This window comes from Pseudomonas fluorescens, from assembly GCF_040448305.1.
Lineage (GTDB): Bacteria > Pseudomonadota > Gammaproteobacteria > Pseudomonadales > Pseudomonadaceae > Aquipseudomonas > Aquipseudomonas fluorescens_BH.
Window position 1 is genome coordinate 4,937,501 of sequence record NZ_CP148752.1, and the last position, 15,248, is coordinate 4,952,748.

18 protein-coding genes are annotated in these 15,248 nt (G+C 61.0%); 13 read left to right on the top strand and 5 right to left on the bottom strand.

The window, feature by feature from the left end:
* Positions 1 to 97: 97 nt before the first annotated feature.
* Positions 98 to 985 carry a threonine/homoserine exporter RhtA gene (rhtA, locus tag WHX55_RS22290; RefSeq protein ID WP_150755957.1) on the top strand — a complete coding sequence of 296 codons (888 nt, stop codon included), beginning with the start codon at positions 98 to 100 and terminating at the stop codon, positions 983 to 985.
* Positions 986 to 1,154: 169 nt separating this feature from the next.
* Positions 1,155 to 1,436 (top strand): hypothetical protein, encoded by a 282-nt coding sequence (locus WHX55_RS22295; RefSeq protein ID WP_150755958.1) that lies wholly within the window; start codon positions 1,155 to 1,157, stop codon positions 1,434 to 1,436.
* Positions 1,437 to 1,450: 14 nt separating this feature from the next.
* On the opposite strand, the gene WHX55_RS22300 is transcribed toward WHX55_RS22295, so the two are convergent.
* Positions 1,451 to 2,011: a TetR/AcrR family transcriptional regulator gene (locus tag WHX55_RS22300; RefSeq protein WP_150755959.1), complete on the bottom strand. Its 561-nt coding sequence runs from the start codon at positions 2,009 to 2,011 to the stop codon at positions 1,451 to 1,453.
* 93 nt (positions 2,012 to 2,104) lie between these two features.
* Between WHX55_RS22300 and WHX55_RS22305 the strand changes: the two genes are divergently transcribed.
* Together WHX55_RS22305 and WHX55_RS22310 are read left to right on the top strand one after the other, a co-directional pair.
* Positions 2,105 to 2,833, top strand: coding sequence for an SDR family oxidoreductase (locus WHX55_RS22305; RefSeq protein WP_150755960.1), 729 nt, complete (start codon positions 2,105 to 2,107; stop codon positions 2,831 to 2,833).
* Between the two features lie 36 nt (positions 2,834 to 2,869).
* A complete protein-coding gene (locus tag WHX55_RS22310; RefSeq protein WP_150755961.1) occupies positions 2,870 to 3,460 on the top strand; it encodes a 2-hydroxychromene-2-carboxylate isomerase in 591 nt (196 codons plus the stop codon).
* Positions 3,461 to 3,617: 157 nt separating this feature from the next.
* Here WHX55_RS22310 and WHX55_RS22315 read toward each other — a convergent pair whose 3' ends face one another.
* From WHX55_RS22315 to WHX55_RS22330, 4 genes are all read right to left on the bottom strand, one after another.
* The gene (locus tag WHX55_RS22315) at positions 3,618 to 5,426 is read right to left on the bottom strand and encodes an aminopeptidase P family protein (protein WP_150755962.1); all 1,809 of its coding nucleotides are present in this window, start codon (positions 5,424 to 5,426) and stop codon (positions 3,618 to 3,620) included.
* Positions 5,427 to 5,491: 65 nt separating this feature from the next.
* Complete coding sequence (locus WHX55_RS22320; protein WP_150755963.1) at positions 5,492 to 6,649, bottom strand: aminotransferase class V-fold PLP-dependent enzyme; 1,158 nt, start codon at positions 6,647 to 6,649, stop codon at positions 5,492 to 5,494.
* Positions 6,650 to 6,855: 206 nt separating this feature from the next.
* A complete protein-coding gene (locus tag WHX55_RS22325; protein WP_353741337.1) occupies positions 6,856 to 7,470 on the bottom strand; it encodes a LysE family translocator in 615 nt (204 codons plus the stop codon).
* 101 nt (positions 7,471 to 7,571) lie between these two features.
* A complete protein-coding gene (locus WHX55_RS22330; RefSeq protein WP_353741338.1) occupies positions 7,572 to 7,841 on the bottom strand; it encodes a hypothetical protein in 270 nt (89 codons plus the stop codon).
* A gap of 289 nt (positions 7,842 to 8,130) precedes the next feature.
* Between WHX55_RS22330 and WHX55_RS22335 the strand changes: the two genes are divergently transcribed.
* The 9 genes from WHX55_RS22335 (at position 8,131) to WHX55_RS22375 (ending at position 15,121) form a co-directional block, all read left to right on the top strand.
* The gene (locus WHX55_RS22335; protein WP_057713877.1) at positions 8,131 to 8,589 is read left to right on the top strand and encodes a VOC family protein; all 459 of its coding nucleotides are present in this window, start codon (positions 8,131 to 8,133) and stop codon (positions 8,587 to 8,589) included.
* A gap of 289 nt (positions 8,590 to 8,878) precedes the next feature.
* Positions 8,879 to 10,081 (top strand): PepSY domain-containing protein, encoded by a 1,203-nt coding sequence (locus tag WHX55_RS22340; protein WP_150755965.1) that lies wholly within the window; start codon positions 8,879 to 8,881, stop codon positions 10,079 to 10,081.
* A complete protein-coding gene (locus WHX55_RS22345; RefSeq protein WP_150755966.1) occupies positions 10,078 to 10,620 on the top strand; it encodes a thiamine pyrophosphate-binding protein in 543 nt (180 codons plus the stop codon). The genes WHX55_RS22340 and WHX55_RS22345 overlap by 4 nt, the downstream gene beginning before the upstream one ends.
* Positions 10,617 to 10,946 (top strand): hypothetical protein, encoded by a 330-nt coding sequence (locus WHX55_RS22350; protein ID WP_150755967.1) that lies wholly within the window; start codon positions 10,617 to 10,619, stop codon positions 10,944 to 10,946. The genes WHX55_RS22345 and WHX55_RS22350 overlap by 4 nt, the downstream gene beginning before the upstream one ends.
* A complete protein-coding gene (locus WHX55_RS22355; protein WP_150755968.1) occupies positions 10,943 to 11,515 on the top strand; it encodes a DUF6162 family protein in 573 nt (190 codons plus the stop codon). The genes WHX55_RS22350 and WHX55_RS22355 overlap by 4 nt, the downstream gene beginning before the upstream one ends.
* Before the next feature lie 35 nt (positions 11,516 to 11,550).
* The gene (locus WHX55_RS22360; protein WP_353741339.1) at positions 11,551 to 12,477 is read left to right on the top strand and encodes a metal ABC transporter substrate-binding protein; all 927 of its coding nucleotides are present in this window, start codon (positions 11,551 to 11,553) and stop codon (positions 12,475 to 12,477) included.
* Positions 12,474 to 13,319 (top strand): metal ABC transporter ATP-binding protein, encoded by an 846-nt coding sequence (locus WHX55_RS22365; protein ID WP_353741340.1) that lies wholly within the window; start codon positions 12,474 to 12,476, stop codon positions 13,317 to 13,319. The genes WHX55_RS22360 and WHX55_RS22365 overlap by 4 nt, the downstream gene beginning before the upstream one ends.
* Complete coding sequence (locus WHX55_RS22370; protein WP_353741341.1) at positions 13,319 to 14,218, top strand: metal ABC transporter permease; 900 nt, start codon at positions 13,319 to 13,321, stop codon at positions 14,216 to 14,218. The genes WHX55_RS22365 and WHX55_RS22370 overlap by 1 nt, the downstream gene beginning before the upstream one ends.
* Complete coding sequence (locus WHX55_RS22375) at positions 14,219 to 15,121, top strand: zinc ABC transporter substrate-binding protein (RefSeq protein ID WP_353741342.1); 903 nt, start codon at positions 14,219 to 14,221, stop codon at positions 15,119 to 15,121. It begins immediately after the preceding gene.
* Positions 15,122 to 15,248 lie beyond the last annotated feature (127 nt).

The window sequence follows — 15,248 nt, forward strand, 5'->3', positions numbered from 1 at the left end:
CTGCTTATATATAGACGCGCCTGCAGGGAATGCGCAGTATATTGCCCAACACAAATAGAAATACCCTTGATTCCTATATTTCGGACGATGCCACGCAATGAATGACCATCCTCGCAGCCTAGCCTCTACCTTGTTCTCGGTTGGGCTGCTGCTCATAGCCATGGCGTCGATCCAGTCCGGAGCCTCTCTGGCCAAAAGCATGTTCTCGGTTGTTGGCCCTCAGGGGACGACAACATTACGACTGATTTTTGCCAGCATAATAATGATGCTGATACTGCGTCCATGGCGGGCAAAACTCACCGCAAGATCCCTGCGCACCGTCATCGTCTACGGGATGGCGCTGGGCGGCATGAACTTCCTCTTCTATATGTCATTGCAAACAGTCCCGCTGGGCATCGCGGTGGCTCTTGAATTCACCGGCCCACTGGCGGTGGCGATCTACTCCTCGCGTCGCGTGATCGACTTTTTGTGGATCGCCCTGGCTGCCGTCGGCTTACTGTTACTGATACCGATGGGAGAAGCGACCTCCGGCATCGATCTGGTAGGCGCCGGTTATGCCTTGGGTGCCGGGGTCTGCTGGGCACTGTACATTTTGTTCGGTCAAAAAGCCGGGGCCGACAATGGCGTGCAAACCGCCGCACTGGGGGTAATGATCGCTGCGCTGTTCGTAGCCCCCATCGGTATTGTCCATGCAGGTTCCGCTCTGCTGAGCCCGTCATTGATCCCTATAGCCCTCGGCGTCGCCATCTTGTCCACGGCCCTCCCCTACACCCTGGAGATGGTCGCGCTGACCCGCATGCCGGCCAGAACCTTCGGCACACTGATGAGTATCGAGCCCGCCTTCGGCGCGCTATCTGGCTTACTGTTCCTTCATGAATACCTCTCTCTGTCACAATGGATGGCAATCATGTGCATCATTCTGGCATCCATCGGCGCAACCATGACCATGAGCACTGCTGCCAGGCCAGTAGTAACGGCAGATTGAGAGCGGATATGACACGGGTCTGGTATTTGCCGCCCAATTAGGCCATGTTTAGCCCCGCAACCCAGAGTCATACCACGGATAATTTCAGGTAGGGATATCGGTACGCGTCTAGCGAAAGCGAATGCAGCCAGACCCGGGCACAAGATCCGGGGACGCTATAAGGACAGTAATGAAACGAATTTTGATTTTGATCGCCGTACTTGCAATTGCGGGCTGCGCGGCGACATCAAACACACAGATCAAGCACGGCAAGAAAGGGCTACACATCAACTGTTCCGGACTATCTTCGTCCTGGGACAAGTGCTACGCCAGCGCTGCCAACTCCTGCGCACCCAAGGGATACAAGGTCATCGCCAAGTCGGGAGATGCCGTGGAAGAGCCCGGCGATTATCCGTTTGGCCTCAATCCAGCGGGTTATACCAGCCGCAGCATGATTGTCATCTGCAAATAGGCAGGGCCGTCGCGTCAGGTTCTCGGACTTGCGATCTGACGGCCAATTTCCTCGTAGCTGGACTTCAGCACAGTGCGCTGGATATCCGGACTAGCCAGCATGCGCGCTACGACCAGCGCACCAATACATTGCGACAGAATCGCCCACGCCAGGCTGTCGCTTTGCAGAACACCCGCCCAACGTTCCTGAAGCCGACAAATCCAGTGCTCTGCCTGCTGGCGGACAGTCACGTCGGAACGGGCAATTTCCGCCCCCAATGCCGGCAATGCACAACCGGTCTCCGGATTCTCGACGTGAGACATACTCAGGTACTGTTTCAAGCAGCGCTCAAGCTTGTCACGGTCCTGCCCCTCCCCCAGTCGCGTCAGGCTTTGCCCCAACTCACGCTCGACTATGCTTGCGAACAACTCGTCTTTCGACGAGAAGTGGCTATAGAAGGCGCCGCCACTCAAGCCAATCGCTTTCATCAGGCCGTCCACGCCTACCGTTGAAAATCCGGACTTCTTGGCCGATACAGCACTGCTTTCCAGCAGCCTTTGCCTGGTTTCCAGCTTGTGACTGGCCGAATAACGCATTGTCCTTCCCCCTGGATTGCTCACCTTGACGTCTGTCGAATCATAGCATAACGTTCGTTTAGTTAACGATCGTTTACCAAAAGGGATCTACCCATGAATAACAAGAAGGTCGTACTGGTCGTCGGGGCAGGTGATGCCACGGGCGGCGCCATTGCCAAGCGTTTTGCCGAGGAGGGTTTTGTCGCCTGCGTCACCCGCCGCAGTGCGGACAAGCTCCAGCCACTGGTGGATGCCATCAGGGCCGATGGTGGGGAGGCCCACGGTTTTGCCTGCGACGCTCGCAAGGAAGACGATGTGGTGGCACTGGTCGAGCAGATCGAAAGCGAGATCGGCCCCATCGAGGCGTTCGTGTTCAACATCGGCGCCAACGTGCCGTGCAGCATTCTCGAAGAAACCGCCCGCAAGTATTTCAAGATCTGGGAAATGGCCTGTTTCTCGGGGTTTCTCAATGCGCGGGAAGTGGCCATACGCATGGCCAAGCGCCAGCGGGGCACAATCCTGTTCACCGGTGCCACCGCTGGCCTGCGTGGCGCAGCCGGGTTCGCCGCATTTGCCGGTGCCAAGCACGGCATTCGTGCGCTGGCGCAAAGCATGGCCCGAGAACTCGGCCCGATGAATATTCACGTTGCCCATGTCGTCGTCGACGGCGCCATCGATACCGATTTCATCCGCGACAGCTTCCCCGAGAAATACGCGACCAAGGATCAGGACGGCATCCTCAACCCCGAACACATTGCCGAGAATTACTGGTACCTGCACAGCCAGCCCCGCGACGCCTGGACTTTCGAACTGGACCTGCGCCCCTGGAGCGAACGCTGGTAAGCCCTCCCCTACAACAATAAGCAGAGTGCACCGAACATGAGCAAAACCGTGGAATTCCTTTTTGACCTGGGCAGCCCCACCACTTACCTGGCCTATACCCAGTTACCGGCAATCTGCGAGCAAACCGACAGCCAGCTGATCTACATCCCGATCCTGCTCGGCGGTGTGTTCAAGGCCACCGGCAACGCCTCACCGGCGACCATTCCAGCCAAGGGCCGCCACATGATTCAGGACCTCGACCGTTATGCCCGGCGCTACGGCGTGCCACTGAAGTTCAATCCGCATTTCCCGATCAACACCCTGGTGCTGATGCGTGCCGTGACCGGCATTCAGCTGCACCATCCCGAGCGTTTTGTCGCCTTCATTGACTGCCTGTTCAAGGCCCTGTGGGTCGACGGCCGCAACCTCAATGACCCGGCAACCGTGGCCACGGTGCTGAGCGGCAACGGTTTCGATCCCAATGAGGTGCTGGCACTGACCGCCGACGAAACAGTCAAGGCAACGCTCAAGGACAACACCGAGAAAGCAGTGCAGCGCGGCGTATTCGGCGTACCAAGCATGTTTGTCGATAACCAGTTGTACTTCGGCCAGGATCGACTGGACTTCGTGCTCGAAGCCTTGAGTTAAGGCCCGACCATCAACCGCCCCTTTGCCGCTCCCGACAAGAGCGGTACATGGGCGGCCTCTGCTGTTTGCCCCGGCGAATCGGCGCCAATTCGCCAGAGTCAGAGCCTTTGTCGACTATATGAGCCAGGCGCTGGAAACAGCGCCCGGCTACAGCCAATCAGATAGCCGCAGTGCGAGTGTTTAGCCACTCAAGTGCAGCACCCTCGACCAATGGACTCAGGCGCTCGCGCACTTCAGCGTGGTAGGTGTTGAACCACTGCTTTTCCTCGTCCGACAGCAGCGAGGTTTCCAGGCAGCGCGTATCGATCGGGCACAGGGTCAGGGTTTCGAACTTGAGGAACTCGCCGAATTCGCTTTTGCCTGCCTCACGGTTCATCGCCAGGTTTTCGATACGCACACCCCAACGACCCGGACGATAGGTGCCCGGTTCAATGGACGTGATCATGCCGGGTTGCATCGCGGTTTGCGGTGCAGGTGCGGCCTGATAAGCGATGACTTGCGGACCTTCGTGGACGTTCAGGAAGTAACCGACGCCATGACCGGTGCCGTGACCGTAGTCGACACTTTCCGCCCAGATGGGCGCACGGGCGATGGAATCGAGCAGCGGCGACAGGATGCCTTTCGGGAACTGCGCACGGGACAAGGCAATCACGCCCTTGAGCACGCGGGTGCAATCGCGTTTTTGCTCATCGGTCGGTGTGCCCACCGCAACCATGCGCGTGATGTCAGTGGTGCCGCCCAGGTACTGGCCGCCGGAGTCGATTAGCAGCAGGCCGTCCCCTTCGATCACAGCGTGCTCTTCTTCGGTGGCATGGTAGTGAGGCATCGCGCCATTGGCGTTGAACGCGGCGATGGTATTGAAGCTCAGCGAGACATAATCCGGACGGCGCTCACGGGCGGCGGTGAGTTTTTCGTCGATGGTCAGTTCAGTGATGCGCTCGCGCCCCAGCGCCGAGTCCAGCCAGGCGAAGAATTCGCACAGCGCTGCGCCGTCCTGTTCCATGGCCTGACGGATGTGTTCGGCATCGGCCAGGCTTTTTTGCGATTTGGCCAGGGTGGTCGGGTTCAGGCCTTCGATCAGCTTCACCCCACTGTTCAGGTTGTCCAGCAACCCCGCCGTGACCCGCGCCGGGTCTACTTGCAGGCTCGCACCGCTCGGCACGGCGCGCAGTGCGGCGGCGACCTCGCTGTAATCGCGCAAGGTCACGCCGTCCTGTTCAAGGATGGCGCGCAGCTCGGCGCTGACTTTGCTCAAGGCGACAAACAGCGTGGCCTGCTGTTGATTGATCAAGGCGAAAGAAACAAACACCGGGTTGAACGACACGTCGCCGCCACGCAGGTTGAACAGCCAGGCGATATCATCCAGGGTGGCGATGAAATGCCAGTCGGCACCCCGCGCCTGAAGGGTTTCACGCAGTTTGGCGAGTTTTTCGCCACGGCTGACGGTCGCCTGTGGTGGCAGGTGCTGATAGATCGGTTCGTTCGGCAGACCTGGGCGGTCGCTCCAGACGCCGCTCAGCAGGTCGATGTCGGTGCGCAGGCGGGCGCCACGCTCTTCAAGTTTACCGCTCAGGGTCCGTGCCGAAGCCACGGCCATGACCGCGCCATCGACCGCGACAACGCCGCCCTCGGGGGTTTGCTCGGCCAGCCATTCCAGTGGCCCGGGTTGACCCGGTTGCAGCTTGACCAGATCAATGCCGCTGCCCTTGAGTTCCTTGGTCGCCTGCTCCCAATAACGGCTGTCGGCCCAGACGCCGGCAAAGTCCGGGGTCACGATCAGGGTGCCGACCGAACCATGGAAGCCCGACAACCACTGGCGCCCCTGCCAGTAACCCGGCAGGTATTCGGACAGGTGCGGGTCGGCCGACGGCACCAGCAAGGCGTGAATGCCCTCCCGGCTCATCAGTTCGCGGGTTTGCGCCAGGCGCTGGGGCACCGAGCCATTGATCGAAAGCTGCGTATTCATCGTCTCTCCTGCTAATCACTTGTTCATTATTGTTGAGTGCCGATCAATGTCGGCGCTTCGTCGCCCTATTGCCAGAATGCCGGAGCACTGGCGCAGGCTGCCTTGATCAGTTGAACCGCCTGGTCGATGTCCTGCTCGGTGGTGAAACGCCCGAGGCTCAAGCGGATGGTGCGGCCGGCCGAGCGGGCATCGTGCCCCAGGGCCAGCAGTACATGGGATGGGGTATTGCTCGCGGAATTGCAGGCCGAGGTCGCGGAAAATGCGATCGATGCCAGCAACGCCGCCGGGTTGAACTCGCCTTCGTCGAAGGTCAGGCTCAGGGTATGGGGAATGCGCCGGGTCGGGCTGCCGTTGAGACGCACGCCGGGAATGCTCTGCAATTGCTCGAGCAAGCGTTCACGCAAACGCACGATGGTGGCTTTCTCTTCATCGAACGCAGCCGCCGCCAGTGCAAAGGCCGCGCCCATAGCCACGATCTGATGGGTAGCCAGGGTGCCGGAACGCAATCCGCCCTCATGCCCGCCGCCATGGATCTGCGCCTGCAAACGCTGTTGCGCGCGCGGACCGACGTACAACGCGCCGATGCCTTTGGGGCCATAGAGCTTGTGCGCGGAAAACGACATCAGGTCCACGGGCCACTGCGCGAGGTCGATCGCCACTTTGCCCGCGCCCTGTGCGGCGTCGACATGGAACAACGCCCCGCGATCACGCACGACCTGACCGATGGCGGGAATGTCGTTGAGGGTGCCCAGTTCGTTGTTGACCAGCATCAGCGACACCAGGAAGGTGTCCTCGCGCATGGCTTCGCTGACCGCTTGCGCGGTGATCAGGCCCTCGGCGTCCGGCACCAGGTAAGTCACTGCTACACCGGCATCCTGCAGTTGCCTGGCGGTATCGAGAATGGCCTTGTGTTCGATCTGGCTGGTGATGATATGGCCGCCGCCAGTGCCGCGGGCCTGGGTCACGCCTTTGAGCGCGAGGTTGTTGGATTCGGTGGCGCCGGAAGTCCAGACGATCTGCCCGGGTGTCGCGCCGACCAGTTCGGCGACCTGGCGTCGCGCCTGTTCGACCGATTGCCGGGCCTGCTGGCCGAAGACGTGGGAGCTGGAGGCCGGGTTGCCGAAATTGCCGGTAAAGCCCAGACACTCGACCATCACCTTGATGACCCGCTCATCCACCGGCGTGGTGGCGGCGTAATCGAAATACAACGGACGTTTATTCATAAAAGACTCGCAGAGCGTGTTCCGGGATCAGGAAGCTCGTGACTGCAAACGGCAAAACGCAGCCTTGTGAGCTGCGCGCTGTTTTCAGAACGCTACCAATACCTGATCGGATGCCGTTAAAGAAGAATTACTTCATTTAATAGTGCGTAGGAACGCTCCTGAAAAGTCAGCTTAACAGGCATCGGGCAACCGGTTGAAGCAATGCGTCAGCTAAAGCTTTCGAGCAACAGCGGATACAGCGAACCCACGAGCAGCGCGGCCATGCCCCAATTGAACAGGCCCAGCCAGCGGCGATCCTTCAGAACGTTGCGCAACAGCGTGCCGCAAGCGGCCCAGACACCGACACTCGGCAGGTTGATGATCGCAAAGACAGCCGCGATCACGATCACATTAGTGAAGTAACCCTGCATCGGCGTGTAGGTGCTGATAGCGCCAATGGCCATGATCCAGGCTTTGGGATTGACCCACTGGAACGCGGCAGCGCCCAGATAGCTGATCGGTTTCGCCTCGCCCTGCTGACTCTCCGACATGGGCCCGGAATGGGCGATTTTCCACGCCAGATACAGCAAATACGCCGCCCCCACATAACGCAGCACGGTGTAGAGCAAGGGGTAAGTCTGGAACACCGCGCCAAGACCAAAGCCGACCGCCACCACTAGTATGAAGAAGCCACAAGTGATGCCGAGCATGTGCGGAATCGTGCGGTTGAAACCGAAGTTCACCCCGGAGGCCAGCAACATGGTGTTGTTCGGGCCGGGTGTGATCGAGGTGACGAGAGCAAACAGGGCGAACCCCAGCAGCAGGTCGAGTGAGAGCGTCATGGGTGGCAATCCGTCAAAGTCGATCAGATGTTGACCCTATCGCACACCCTGGAGGAAACCCATGGACAGTTAGGCAAAACTTGGAGCAGTACAGTTTCGCCTCAGCTTGGACGACCGTGAAGCTGTACAGATCGCCCGACGTTCATTTCACCCTGGTTGTCGAAGTTGAACGACTTTTGCAGTTGGCCGAGCAGTTCGGCTTTTTTCGCGTGGTATTCGTCGAAGGACAAACCGCGGCGGTTCAGCGCCTCCAGTGCCAGTTCCTTGCTTTCTTCAGCCGTGTAAGGCCGAAGCTCCGGGGAAACATGGCTGGCACATCCGGCGAGTACAGAGACGGCGAGCATCAGCAAAGTGGCAATCATCGGTTTCATATTGGCGTCCTGGCGACTGGGTTCGAGGCAATGAACACAGGCTACGCGCGCCCCCCGTGCTGCAGAAATCAACGCTTTCAATAGTGGCTATCAAGAAATGGCGATCATTGTCGATGTGCTGGGAGAACGCGGCCCGGGAGCGCACTGGTTAGAGTCGACTTGATGGCACTTGAATGGCGCTGCTGCTCGTCGGGCACTCGGTGAGTCGAAAGAGGCTGGCCTATATTTATTCGGTCGTACAACGGCACAGGTACTTTCTATTCACAAAACAGGAACAGGGAGATCCATCATGAGCGTCAAACCCATTCCAGAGGGGTATCACAGCGTCACCCCCTATCTGGGCATCAACAAAGCCGCCGAAGCCATCGCTTTCTACAAAAAAGCCTTTGGCGCCATTGAAATCATGCGCCTGGACATGCCCGATGGCGGTGTCGGCCACGCCGAACTGCGCATCGGCGATTGCCCGATCATGCTGGGCACTCCGTGCGATCAAGGACCGCTGAGCAACCCGGACAATTCGCCGTCCGTGGGTCTGCATTTGTACGTGACGGATGTCGACAAGTCCTACAAACAGGCGATCGATGCCGGCGCAACCGTTGTATCGGAGGTCAAGGATCAGTTTTACGGTGACCGTTCGGGCACCTTGAAAGATCCCTACGGGCACCTGTGGTTCCTCGCCACGCACAAGGAAGACCTGACCCAGGAGCAGATCGAGCAACGGGCGAAGGAGATGTTTGCCCAGGGTTGAAATCCTTGGTGCTGGAGCGGGCCTCTTCGCGAGCAGGCTCGCTCCCGCCGGGGCCCCGCCTTCAACAGCACCGCCGACTTGCTGATCACTTGCGCAAGCATGCCCGCCATTGACCTGTCGGCAATGAGAAACATTTTCTTTCATTTCCCCTTTCGGGATTTCCCCTGCTCATCCGTCCTACATAGATGCAGTCCTTTCGCGTAGGCAAAAGCCACGATCGGACCTTCAGGGCGCTCATCCCTGCGAAGCCCGCAGCCGAGCTGCCTCTCATCGAGCCAAGACCTCCAACATGTCAAAGAAGTCCCGTTCAAAAATCTGGTTCCTGGTCCATAGCTGGCTGGCGCTGCCGATCTGGTTTTTCGTGCTGATCGTCTGTGTGACAGGAACCCTGGCCGTCATCAGCCAGGAGATCGTCTGGCTGGCCAACCCGCCAATGCGCGCCAGCCAGCCCTCGGATGATGCTCCGCTGCTCAGCTATCAGCAGGTCATCGAGGCCATCAACAGGGCCGAACCGCAGACAGTGGTGCAGAGCATCAGTCGCCCCGACGAGTCGCACTTTGCCCTGGATGTCGAAGTCAGCTACCCCGACGGGCGCTCGGTGGTGATTTATGTCAATCCGTACAGCGGCGTGATCCAGGGCATCGCGCCGGAGTTCAACTTCCGCGCCTTTACCCGCGCCCTGCACGCTTGGTGGCTGGTGCCGTTCACCAATGGTTACAGCTGGGGCTGGTACCTGGTGTCGTTTCTCGGCTTGCCATTGCTGGCGTCGCTAATTACCGGTTTGGTGGTCTACAAACGCTTCTGGAAAGGCTTCTTCCGCCCGACCCTGCGCATTCGCCACGGCGCGCGGATTTTCTGGGGCGACTTTCACCGCTTGAGCGGCATCTGGTCGATCTGGTTCATCGCGGTGATCTCCGTCACCGGCACCTGGTTCCTGATCCAGGCCTTGCTGTCCGATAACCAGATTTCCATCTCCACGGAGAAGATCATCCCGGCGATGTCCCGCGAAGCAGTGCCGCTGTCGCCCGATGGCTCGCCCCCGCCGCGTATCGACCTTGATCGCGCGATTGAAATCGCCACGCAGGAAATCTCCGGGCTGGAAGCTAGTTTCGTCAGCCTGCCGGGCAATGCCTACAGCCATCTGGATGTCGGTGGACGCGGTTGGTACCCGTTGATGTTCCAGACCGCCACGATCAACCCGTACAACGGCGAAATCGCCGCCTCGCGCCTGATTTCGGACCGTTCGGCCCTGGAGTTCGTCACTGAGTCCATGCGCCCGCTGCACACCGGCGATTTCGGCGGACTGTGGATCAAACTGATCTGGGCGTTCTTCGGCCTGCTGCTGAGCATGATGGTGCTCAGCGGCCTGCTGATCTGGACCAAGCGCACGGCGCTGGCCACCGCCAATGCCTTCAAACGCAGTAACAAGAAACAGCGCGACACCGCGGCGCAACCGGCCACGAACCACGAAGTGTCGGAGGTCGACCTGTGAGCCAAGACATTGCAGCCCCGCAACCCTCGCGCCTGAGTGTGTTCTGGCACAGATGGCGCTTTCACCTGAACGTCCTGTTGCTGCTGATCCCACTCGGTTTCATGCCCAAGTACTTCGCCGACGAGGCATTGATGCGCGGCGACAGTGGCCTTGGCGAACGGGAGGTCGGCGAAGTCCGGGTCGGCCCCTGGAGCCTGCGCCTGGCGGAACTGCGCAACTCAGCCCCGATGCTCGAAGGCTCCGCCGGCTACATGAAGGGTTTCAACGCCGCGTTGTGCGAGGCCTGTATCGGCCAGGTCAAGGCCACTTACCTGCGCATCGGCAAGCCCCGAAGCCTGCGCGCCGCCGGAGTGATTTTCTTCGGTGCCCCGTACCGCATGGGCGCTTCGCTGCCCGTCCCGGAAAAGACCACGGCCGACGCCGAGCTGTGGATCACCATGGAAGGCTGGGACGGCGCCATGCATCAGGCATCCATTCCTTTGAGCCAGGCCTCCCCCGCCACCATCGCCTGGGTGAACAAACAAGGAGGCAAACCATGATCAACCCTCTTCGCTCGCTCAACCCCCTGTTGCTGGTGCTCTGCGCCGGTTTCAGTGCCAGCGCCCTGGCCCACAACCCGATGTGCGAATGCAAGGCCATCGACGCCGAACAGATCAAGTGCACCGGTGGTTTTTCCGACGGCAGCGGCGCGCCGGGCGTGACCCTCGATGTGATCGGCTACGACGAAACCATTCTGGTGCCGGGTAAGCTCGGGCCTGATTCGACCCTGACCTTCAAGAAGCCCGGAGCCGAGTTCTATGTGCTGTTCGATGCCGGCCCCGGTCACGTCGTGGAAATCGACCAAGCGGACATCGAGGCACCATGAGCACTCCAACGACCCAAGTCGTGCGCCCGGCCGGGGCCGGTCACGAAACCCTCTACGTTCTGCTGCTGTGCCTGATGATCTTGGCGGTGGCCGGCTCGGTGGTGCTCTGGCGTGGTGAATCCCATGAGGTGAGCAGTGTCAGCAGCCATCAACTGGATGCGCGCCGTGACCTCAGTGCATCCGAGCAAGGTATCTACGCCGATTTGCGGGTGACGCTGGACGAGATCCACCTGTTGCGCCAGGAACAGCAAGCGCTGCCGACTCCCGAGGCCCTCGCCGGGGAAGGGTTTGCCCCGTTTTCCCAGGATGCCAGCTCCGTCAGCCGGGGCGGCCATGCCTGGCAATTGCTCGACGCCAAGGCCTATTTCGGCCAGAGCCAGACGCCGACGGTCGCCGGTTCATTCCTGATGCGCCTGGCCGCAGCCAATGATGCGCCGGACATCTGGCTCAACCGCGCCAGCAAGCTCACGGCACCGGCCGACCTCAGCGACGCCGCGCTCGAAAGCGCCGGTTGGCAGCAGGTCGTCGCCCAATTCGATGCCGGCGTAACCCGCCAGCACCGGCACTGAACCCTCGCCTTTATCCGAGAGAAGACCGCTTTCCCATGCCCAATTCATCTCAACGTTGTTTTTTGCGCCTGCTACTGATCGGCTTGCTCGCCTGCCTGCTGCCATCCCTGGCCAGCGCCGACGAAGCCAAGCGCCTGCGTATCGGCATCACCCTGCATCCTTACTACAGCTACGTGGCGAACATCGTCGGCGACAAGGCCGAGGTGGTGCCGCTGATTCCGGCCGGTTTCAACCCGCATGCCTACGAACCCCGCGCCGAAGACATCAAGCGCATCAGCGGGCTGGACGTGATCGTGCTCAATGGCGTCGGTCATGATGATTTCGCCGATCGCATGATCGCCGCCAGCGAAACCCCAAAGGTCCCGGTGATCGAAGCCAACGAAAACGTGCCGCTGCTGGCTGCCACCGGCGTGGCCGCACGCGGTGCCGGCAAGGTGGTGAACCCGCACACCTTCCTGTCGATCAGCGCCTCCATCGCCCAGGTCAACAACATTGCCCGGGAGCTAGGCAAGCTCGATCCGGTCAATGCCAAGACCTATACCGAAAACGCCCGCGCCTACGGCAAGCGCCTGCGCAAGATGCGCGCCGATGCCCTGGCCAAACTGACCCAGGCACCGAACGCCGAACTGCGGGTGGCCACGGTGCACGCGGCCTACGACTACCTGCTGCGTGAGTTCGGCCTCGAAGTGACGGCCGTGGTCGAGCCGGCCCACGGTATCGAGCCAAGCCCGAGCCAGCTGAAAAAGACCATCGATCAACTGCGTGAACTGGACGTGAAAGTGATCTTCTCGGAGATGGACTTTCCTTCCGCTTACGTCGACACCATCCAGCGCGAATCCGGGGTGAAGCTGTATCCGCTGTCGCACATTTCCTACGGCGAATACACCGCCGACAAGTACGAAAAGGAAATGACCGGCAACCTCAATACCGCGGTGCGGGCGATTCAGGAGTCGGGGGCATGACATCGAAAGAAACCATCCTGGCCGATGCAGAATCCCCTGTGGGAGCGAGCCTGCTCGCGAAGGCGCCCAGTCAGTCAGCATCATCGTCAACTGACACACCGCATTCGCGAGCAGGCTCGCTCCTACAGAGTTCGGGGCCAACGCTGGATTTTGCCGACATCAGCCTGACCCTCGGGCGCACGACGATCCTCGACAAGGTCACCTTCCAGGTTCAGCCCGGCAGTGTGCACGCGCTGGTCGGCCCCAACGGCGGTGGCAAGAGTTCGCTGATCAAGACCCTGCTCGGGCAAATGCCGCACCAGGGTCGCTTGAGCCTGCAGTGGCCTGCGGTGCCTGGGACCATCGGCTATGTGCCACAGGCGCTGGAGTTCGACCGGGGCTTGCCGATGACCGTCGACGATTTCATGGCCGCCATGTGCCAGCGTCGCCCGGCCTTTCTCGGTTTGAGCAAACACTACGCGGTGGCGATTGGCGAGGCGCTGGAGCGGGTCGGCATGCAGGACAAACGCAAGCGCCGCATGGGCGCGCTGTCCGGTGGCGAACGGCAACGGGTGTTGCTGGCCCAGGGGCTGATTCCGCCTCCGCAGCTGCTGGTGCTCGACGAACCGATGTCCGCCCTCGATGAGGCCGGCATCCGGGTGTTCGAACGCTTGCTCGGCGACTGGCGAGCGGCGGGCATCACCGTGCTGTGGATCGAGCACGACCTGGAAGCGGTCGGACGCCTGGCCGATCACGTCACCGGGCTCAATCGCCGGGTGCTGTTCGACGCCACGCCGCAACAGGCGCTGACACCGGAACGTCTGTTGACCCTGTTCTCGACCCACCCACGGAGCCTTGCCTGATGAGTTACGAAGCTTTTCGCCTGATGGTCCAGGGCTGGGCGTCGTCGGGTTATCTGCCCGAGGCGCTGGCCTATGGGTTCGTGGTCAACGCATTGATCGCCGGACTGCTGATCGGCCCGGTGCTGGGCGGCCTGGGCACGCTGGTGGTGGTCAAGCGCTTCGCGTTTTTCTCCGAGGCGGTCGGTCATGCCGCACTGACCGGCGTGGCCATCGGCATTCTGCTCGGCGAACCCTACAGCGGGCCTTACGGCAGCCTGTTCGGCTACTGCCTGCTGTTCGGCATCCTGCTCAACTACCTGCGCAACCGCACCGGCCTGGCGCCGGACACCTTGATCGGTGTGTTTCTCTCGGTGTCACTTGCCTTGGGCGCGAGCCTGCTGTTGATTCTGGCGGGCAAGATCAACGTGCACATTCTGGAAAACGTACTGTTCGGCTCGGTGCTGACGGTCAACGGCAATGACCTGCTGGTGCTGGCCATCGTCGGTTCGCTGGTCATGGCCCTGGCCTTGCCTTTGTACAACCGCATCATGCTCGCCAGTTTCAACCCGCAACTGGCGGCGGTACGCGGGGTGGCGGTGAAAACCCTGGATTACCTGTTCGTGATTCTGGTGACGCTGATCACCGTCGCCGCCGTCAAGGTCATCGGCGCGATTCTGGTCGGCGCCCTGCTGGTGATTCCGGCCGCCGCGTCACGCCTGCTCAGCCAATCGCTGAAGGGCTTTTTCTGGTGTTCGGTGCTGATCGCCACCGTCAGCACCCTGTGCGGGATTCTCGCGCCGATCGTCTTTGACCTGCCGATCCCGTCCGGTGCCGCGATCATCCTCGTGGCCGGTATCGCCTTCGCCCTGGCCGCCCTCGCGCGCGGCGTTGTCCCCAGCCTGAAAGGGAACCTTGGATAAATGATTTTTTCACTGCGCCAACTGACCCTCGCCGTCGCCCTGTGTGGGCTGGTGACAACGACCATGGCCGCCGACAACGGCAAACCGCTGCGTGTGCTGGCCTCTCTGCCGATTACTTATGGGTTGGGTGAAGTGTTGCTCAAGGGCACCGATGTCAGCCTCGAACGTGCGGCCCCGGCCAACCTGCCCGGCAGCCGCCAGACCGCCTACTTCACCGGCCGTGGCGCCCCGGCGCTGGCCAAGCTGGCGAACGATGCCGATGCGGTGATCGGTCTGCGCTCACTGTGGCCGGATGACCCGCTGTACCCGATCTCCCGGCGCAGCAATATCCGCATCGTCGAAGTCGACGCCGCCCGCCCGGTGGACGGCGCCCTGCCCGGCATAGCCGTACAGCCCGACAACAAGGTCGACGGGCTGAACAGTCAGCCGTGGTTCTCCAGCAGTAACATGGGGCGCATGGCCGATGTGATGGCGGCGGACCTGGTGCGCCTGGCTCCCGAGGCCAAGCCGAAAATCGACGCCAACCTGGCAGCGCTCAAGCAGCGTTTGCTCAAGCTCAGTGCCGCCAGCGAGGCGCGGCTGGCCAGCGTGGACAACCTCAGTGTGATGAGCCTCAGCGATCACTTCGGCTACCTGATCGGCAGTCTCAATCTGGAATTGATCGGCCAGGACCCACGCGCCGATGCCGAGTGGACACCGGAAGCGCTCACGCAATTGGCCACGACGCTCAAGGACAATGACGTGGCGGTGGTACTGCATCACCGGCAGCCATCGGATGCGCTGAAAGCGGTAATTGCCGGGTCGGGTAGCCGGTTGGTGGTGTTGAGCACCGATGCCGAGGATCCGGTGGCTGAGCTGGAGGGGAATGTGAATCTGGTCATCAAGGGCCTTAGTGGCGTGTAACCTCGGCTGGACCGCGTTATCGTTCTTCGCGAGCAAGCCCGCTCCCACAGTGGATTTGTGTCGCGCCATAAATCCACTGTGGGAGCGGGCTTGCTCGCGAAGGCGGCCGGACAGACAACACAAACTC

Bases quoted from the DNA above. Each gene is read 5' to 3' on its own strand.
- WHX55_RS22375 (WP_353741342.1), top strand. From the start codon at position 14,219: ATGATTTTTTCACTGCGCCAACTGACCCTCGCCGTCGCCCTGTGTGGG.
- rhtA (WP_150755957.1), top strand. From the start codon at position 98: ATGAATGACCATCCTCGCAGCCTAGCCTCTACCTTGTTCTCGGTTGGG.
- WHX55_RS22335 (WP_057713877.1), top strand. From the start codon at position 8,131: ATGAGCGTCAAACCCATTCCAGAGGGGTATCACAGCGTCACCCCCTAT.
- WHX55_RS22295 (WP_150755958.1), top strand. From the start codon at position 1,155: ATGAAACGAATTTTGATTTTGATCGCCGTACTTGCAATTGCGGGCTGC.
- WHX55_RS22365 (WP_353741340.1), top strand. From the start codon at position 12,474: ATGACATCGAAAGAAACCATCCTGGCCGATGCAGAATCCCCTGTGGGA.
- WHX55_RS22300 (WP_150755959.1), bottom strand. From the start codon at position 2,011: ATGCGTTATTCGGCCAGTCACAAGCTGGAAACCAGGCAAAGGCTGCTG.
- WHX55_RS22310 (WP_150755961.1), top strand. From the start codon at position 2,870: ATGAGCAAAACCGTGGAATTCCTTTTTGACCTGGGCAGCCCCACCACT.
- WHX55_RS22340 (WP_150755965.1), top strand. From the start codon at position 8,879: ATGTCAAAGAAGTCCCGTTCAAAAATCTGGTTCCTGGTCCATAGCTGG.
- WHX55_RS22315 (WP_150755962.1), bottom strand. From the start codon at position 5,426: ATGAATACGCAGCTTTCGATCAATGGCTCGGTGCCCCAGCGCCTGGCG.
- WHX55_RS22360 (WP_353741339.1), top strand. From the start codon at position 11,551: ATGCCCAATTCATCTCAACGTTGTTTTTTGCGCCTGCTACTGATCGGC.
- WHX55_RS22305 (WP_150755960.1), top strand. From the start codon at position 2,105: ATGAATAACAAGAAGGTCGTACTGGTCGTCGGGGCAGGTGATGCCACG.
- WHX55_RS22320 (WP_150755963.1), bottom strand. From the start codon at position 6,649: ATGAATAAACGTCCGTTGTATTTCGATTACGCCGCCACCACGCCGGTG.
- WHX55_RS22330 (WP_353741338.1), bottom strand. From the start codon at position 7,841: ATGAAACCGATGATTGCCACTTTGCTGATGCTCGCCGTCTCTGTACTC.
- WHX55_RS22355 (WP_150755968.1), top strand. From the start codon at position 10,943: ATGAGCACTCCAACGACCCAAGTCGTGCGCCCGGCCGGGGCCGGTCAC.
- WHX55_RS22370 (WP_353741341.1), top strand. From the start codon at position 13,319: ATGAGTTACGAAGCTTTTCGCCTGATGGTCCAGGGCTGGGCGTCGTCG.
- WHX55_RS22350 (WP_150755967.1), top strand. From the start codon at position 10,617: ATGATCAACCCTCTTCGCTCGCTCAACCCCCTGTTGCTGGTGCTCTGC.
- WHX55_RS22325 (WP_353741337.1), bottom strand. From the start codon at position 7,470: ATGACGCTCTCACTCGACCTGCTGCTGGGGTTCGCCCTGTTTGCTCTC.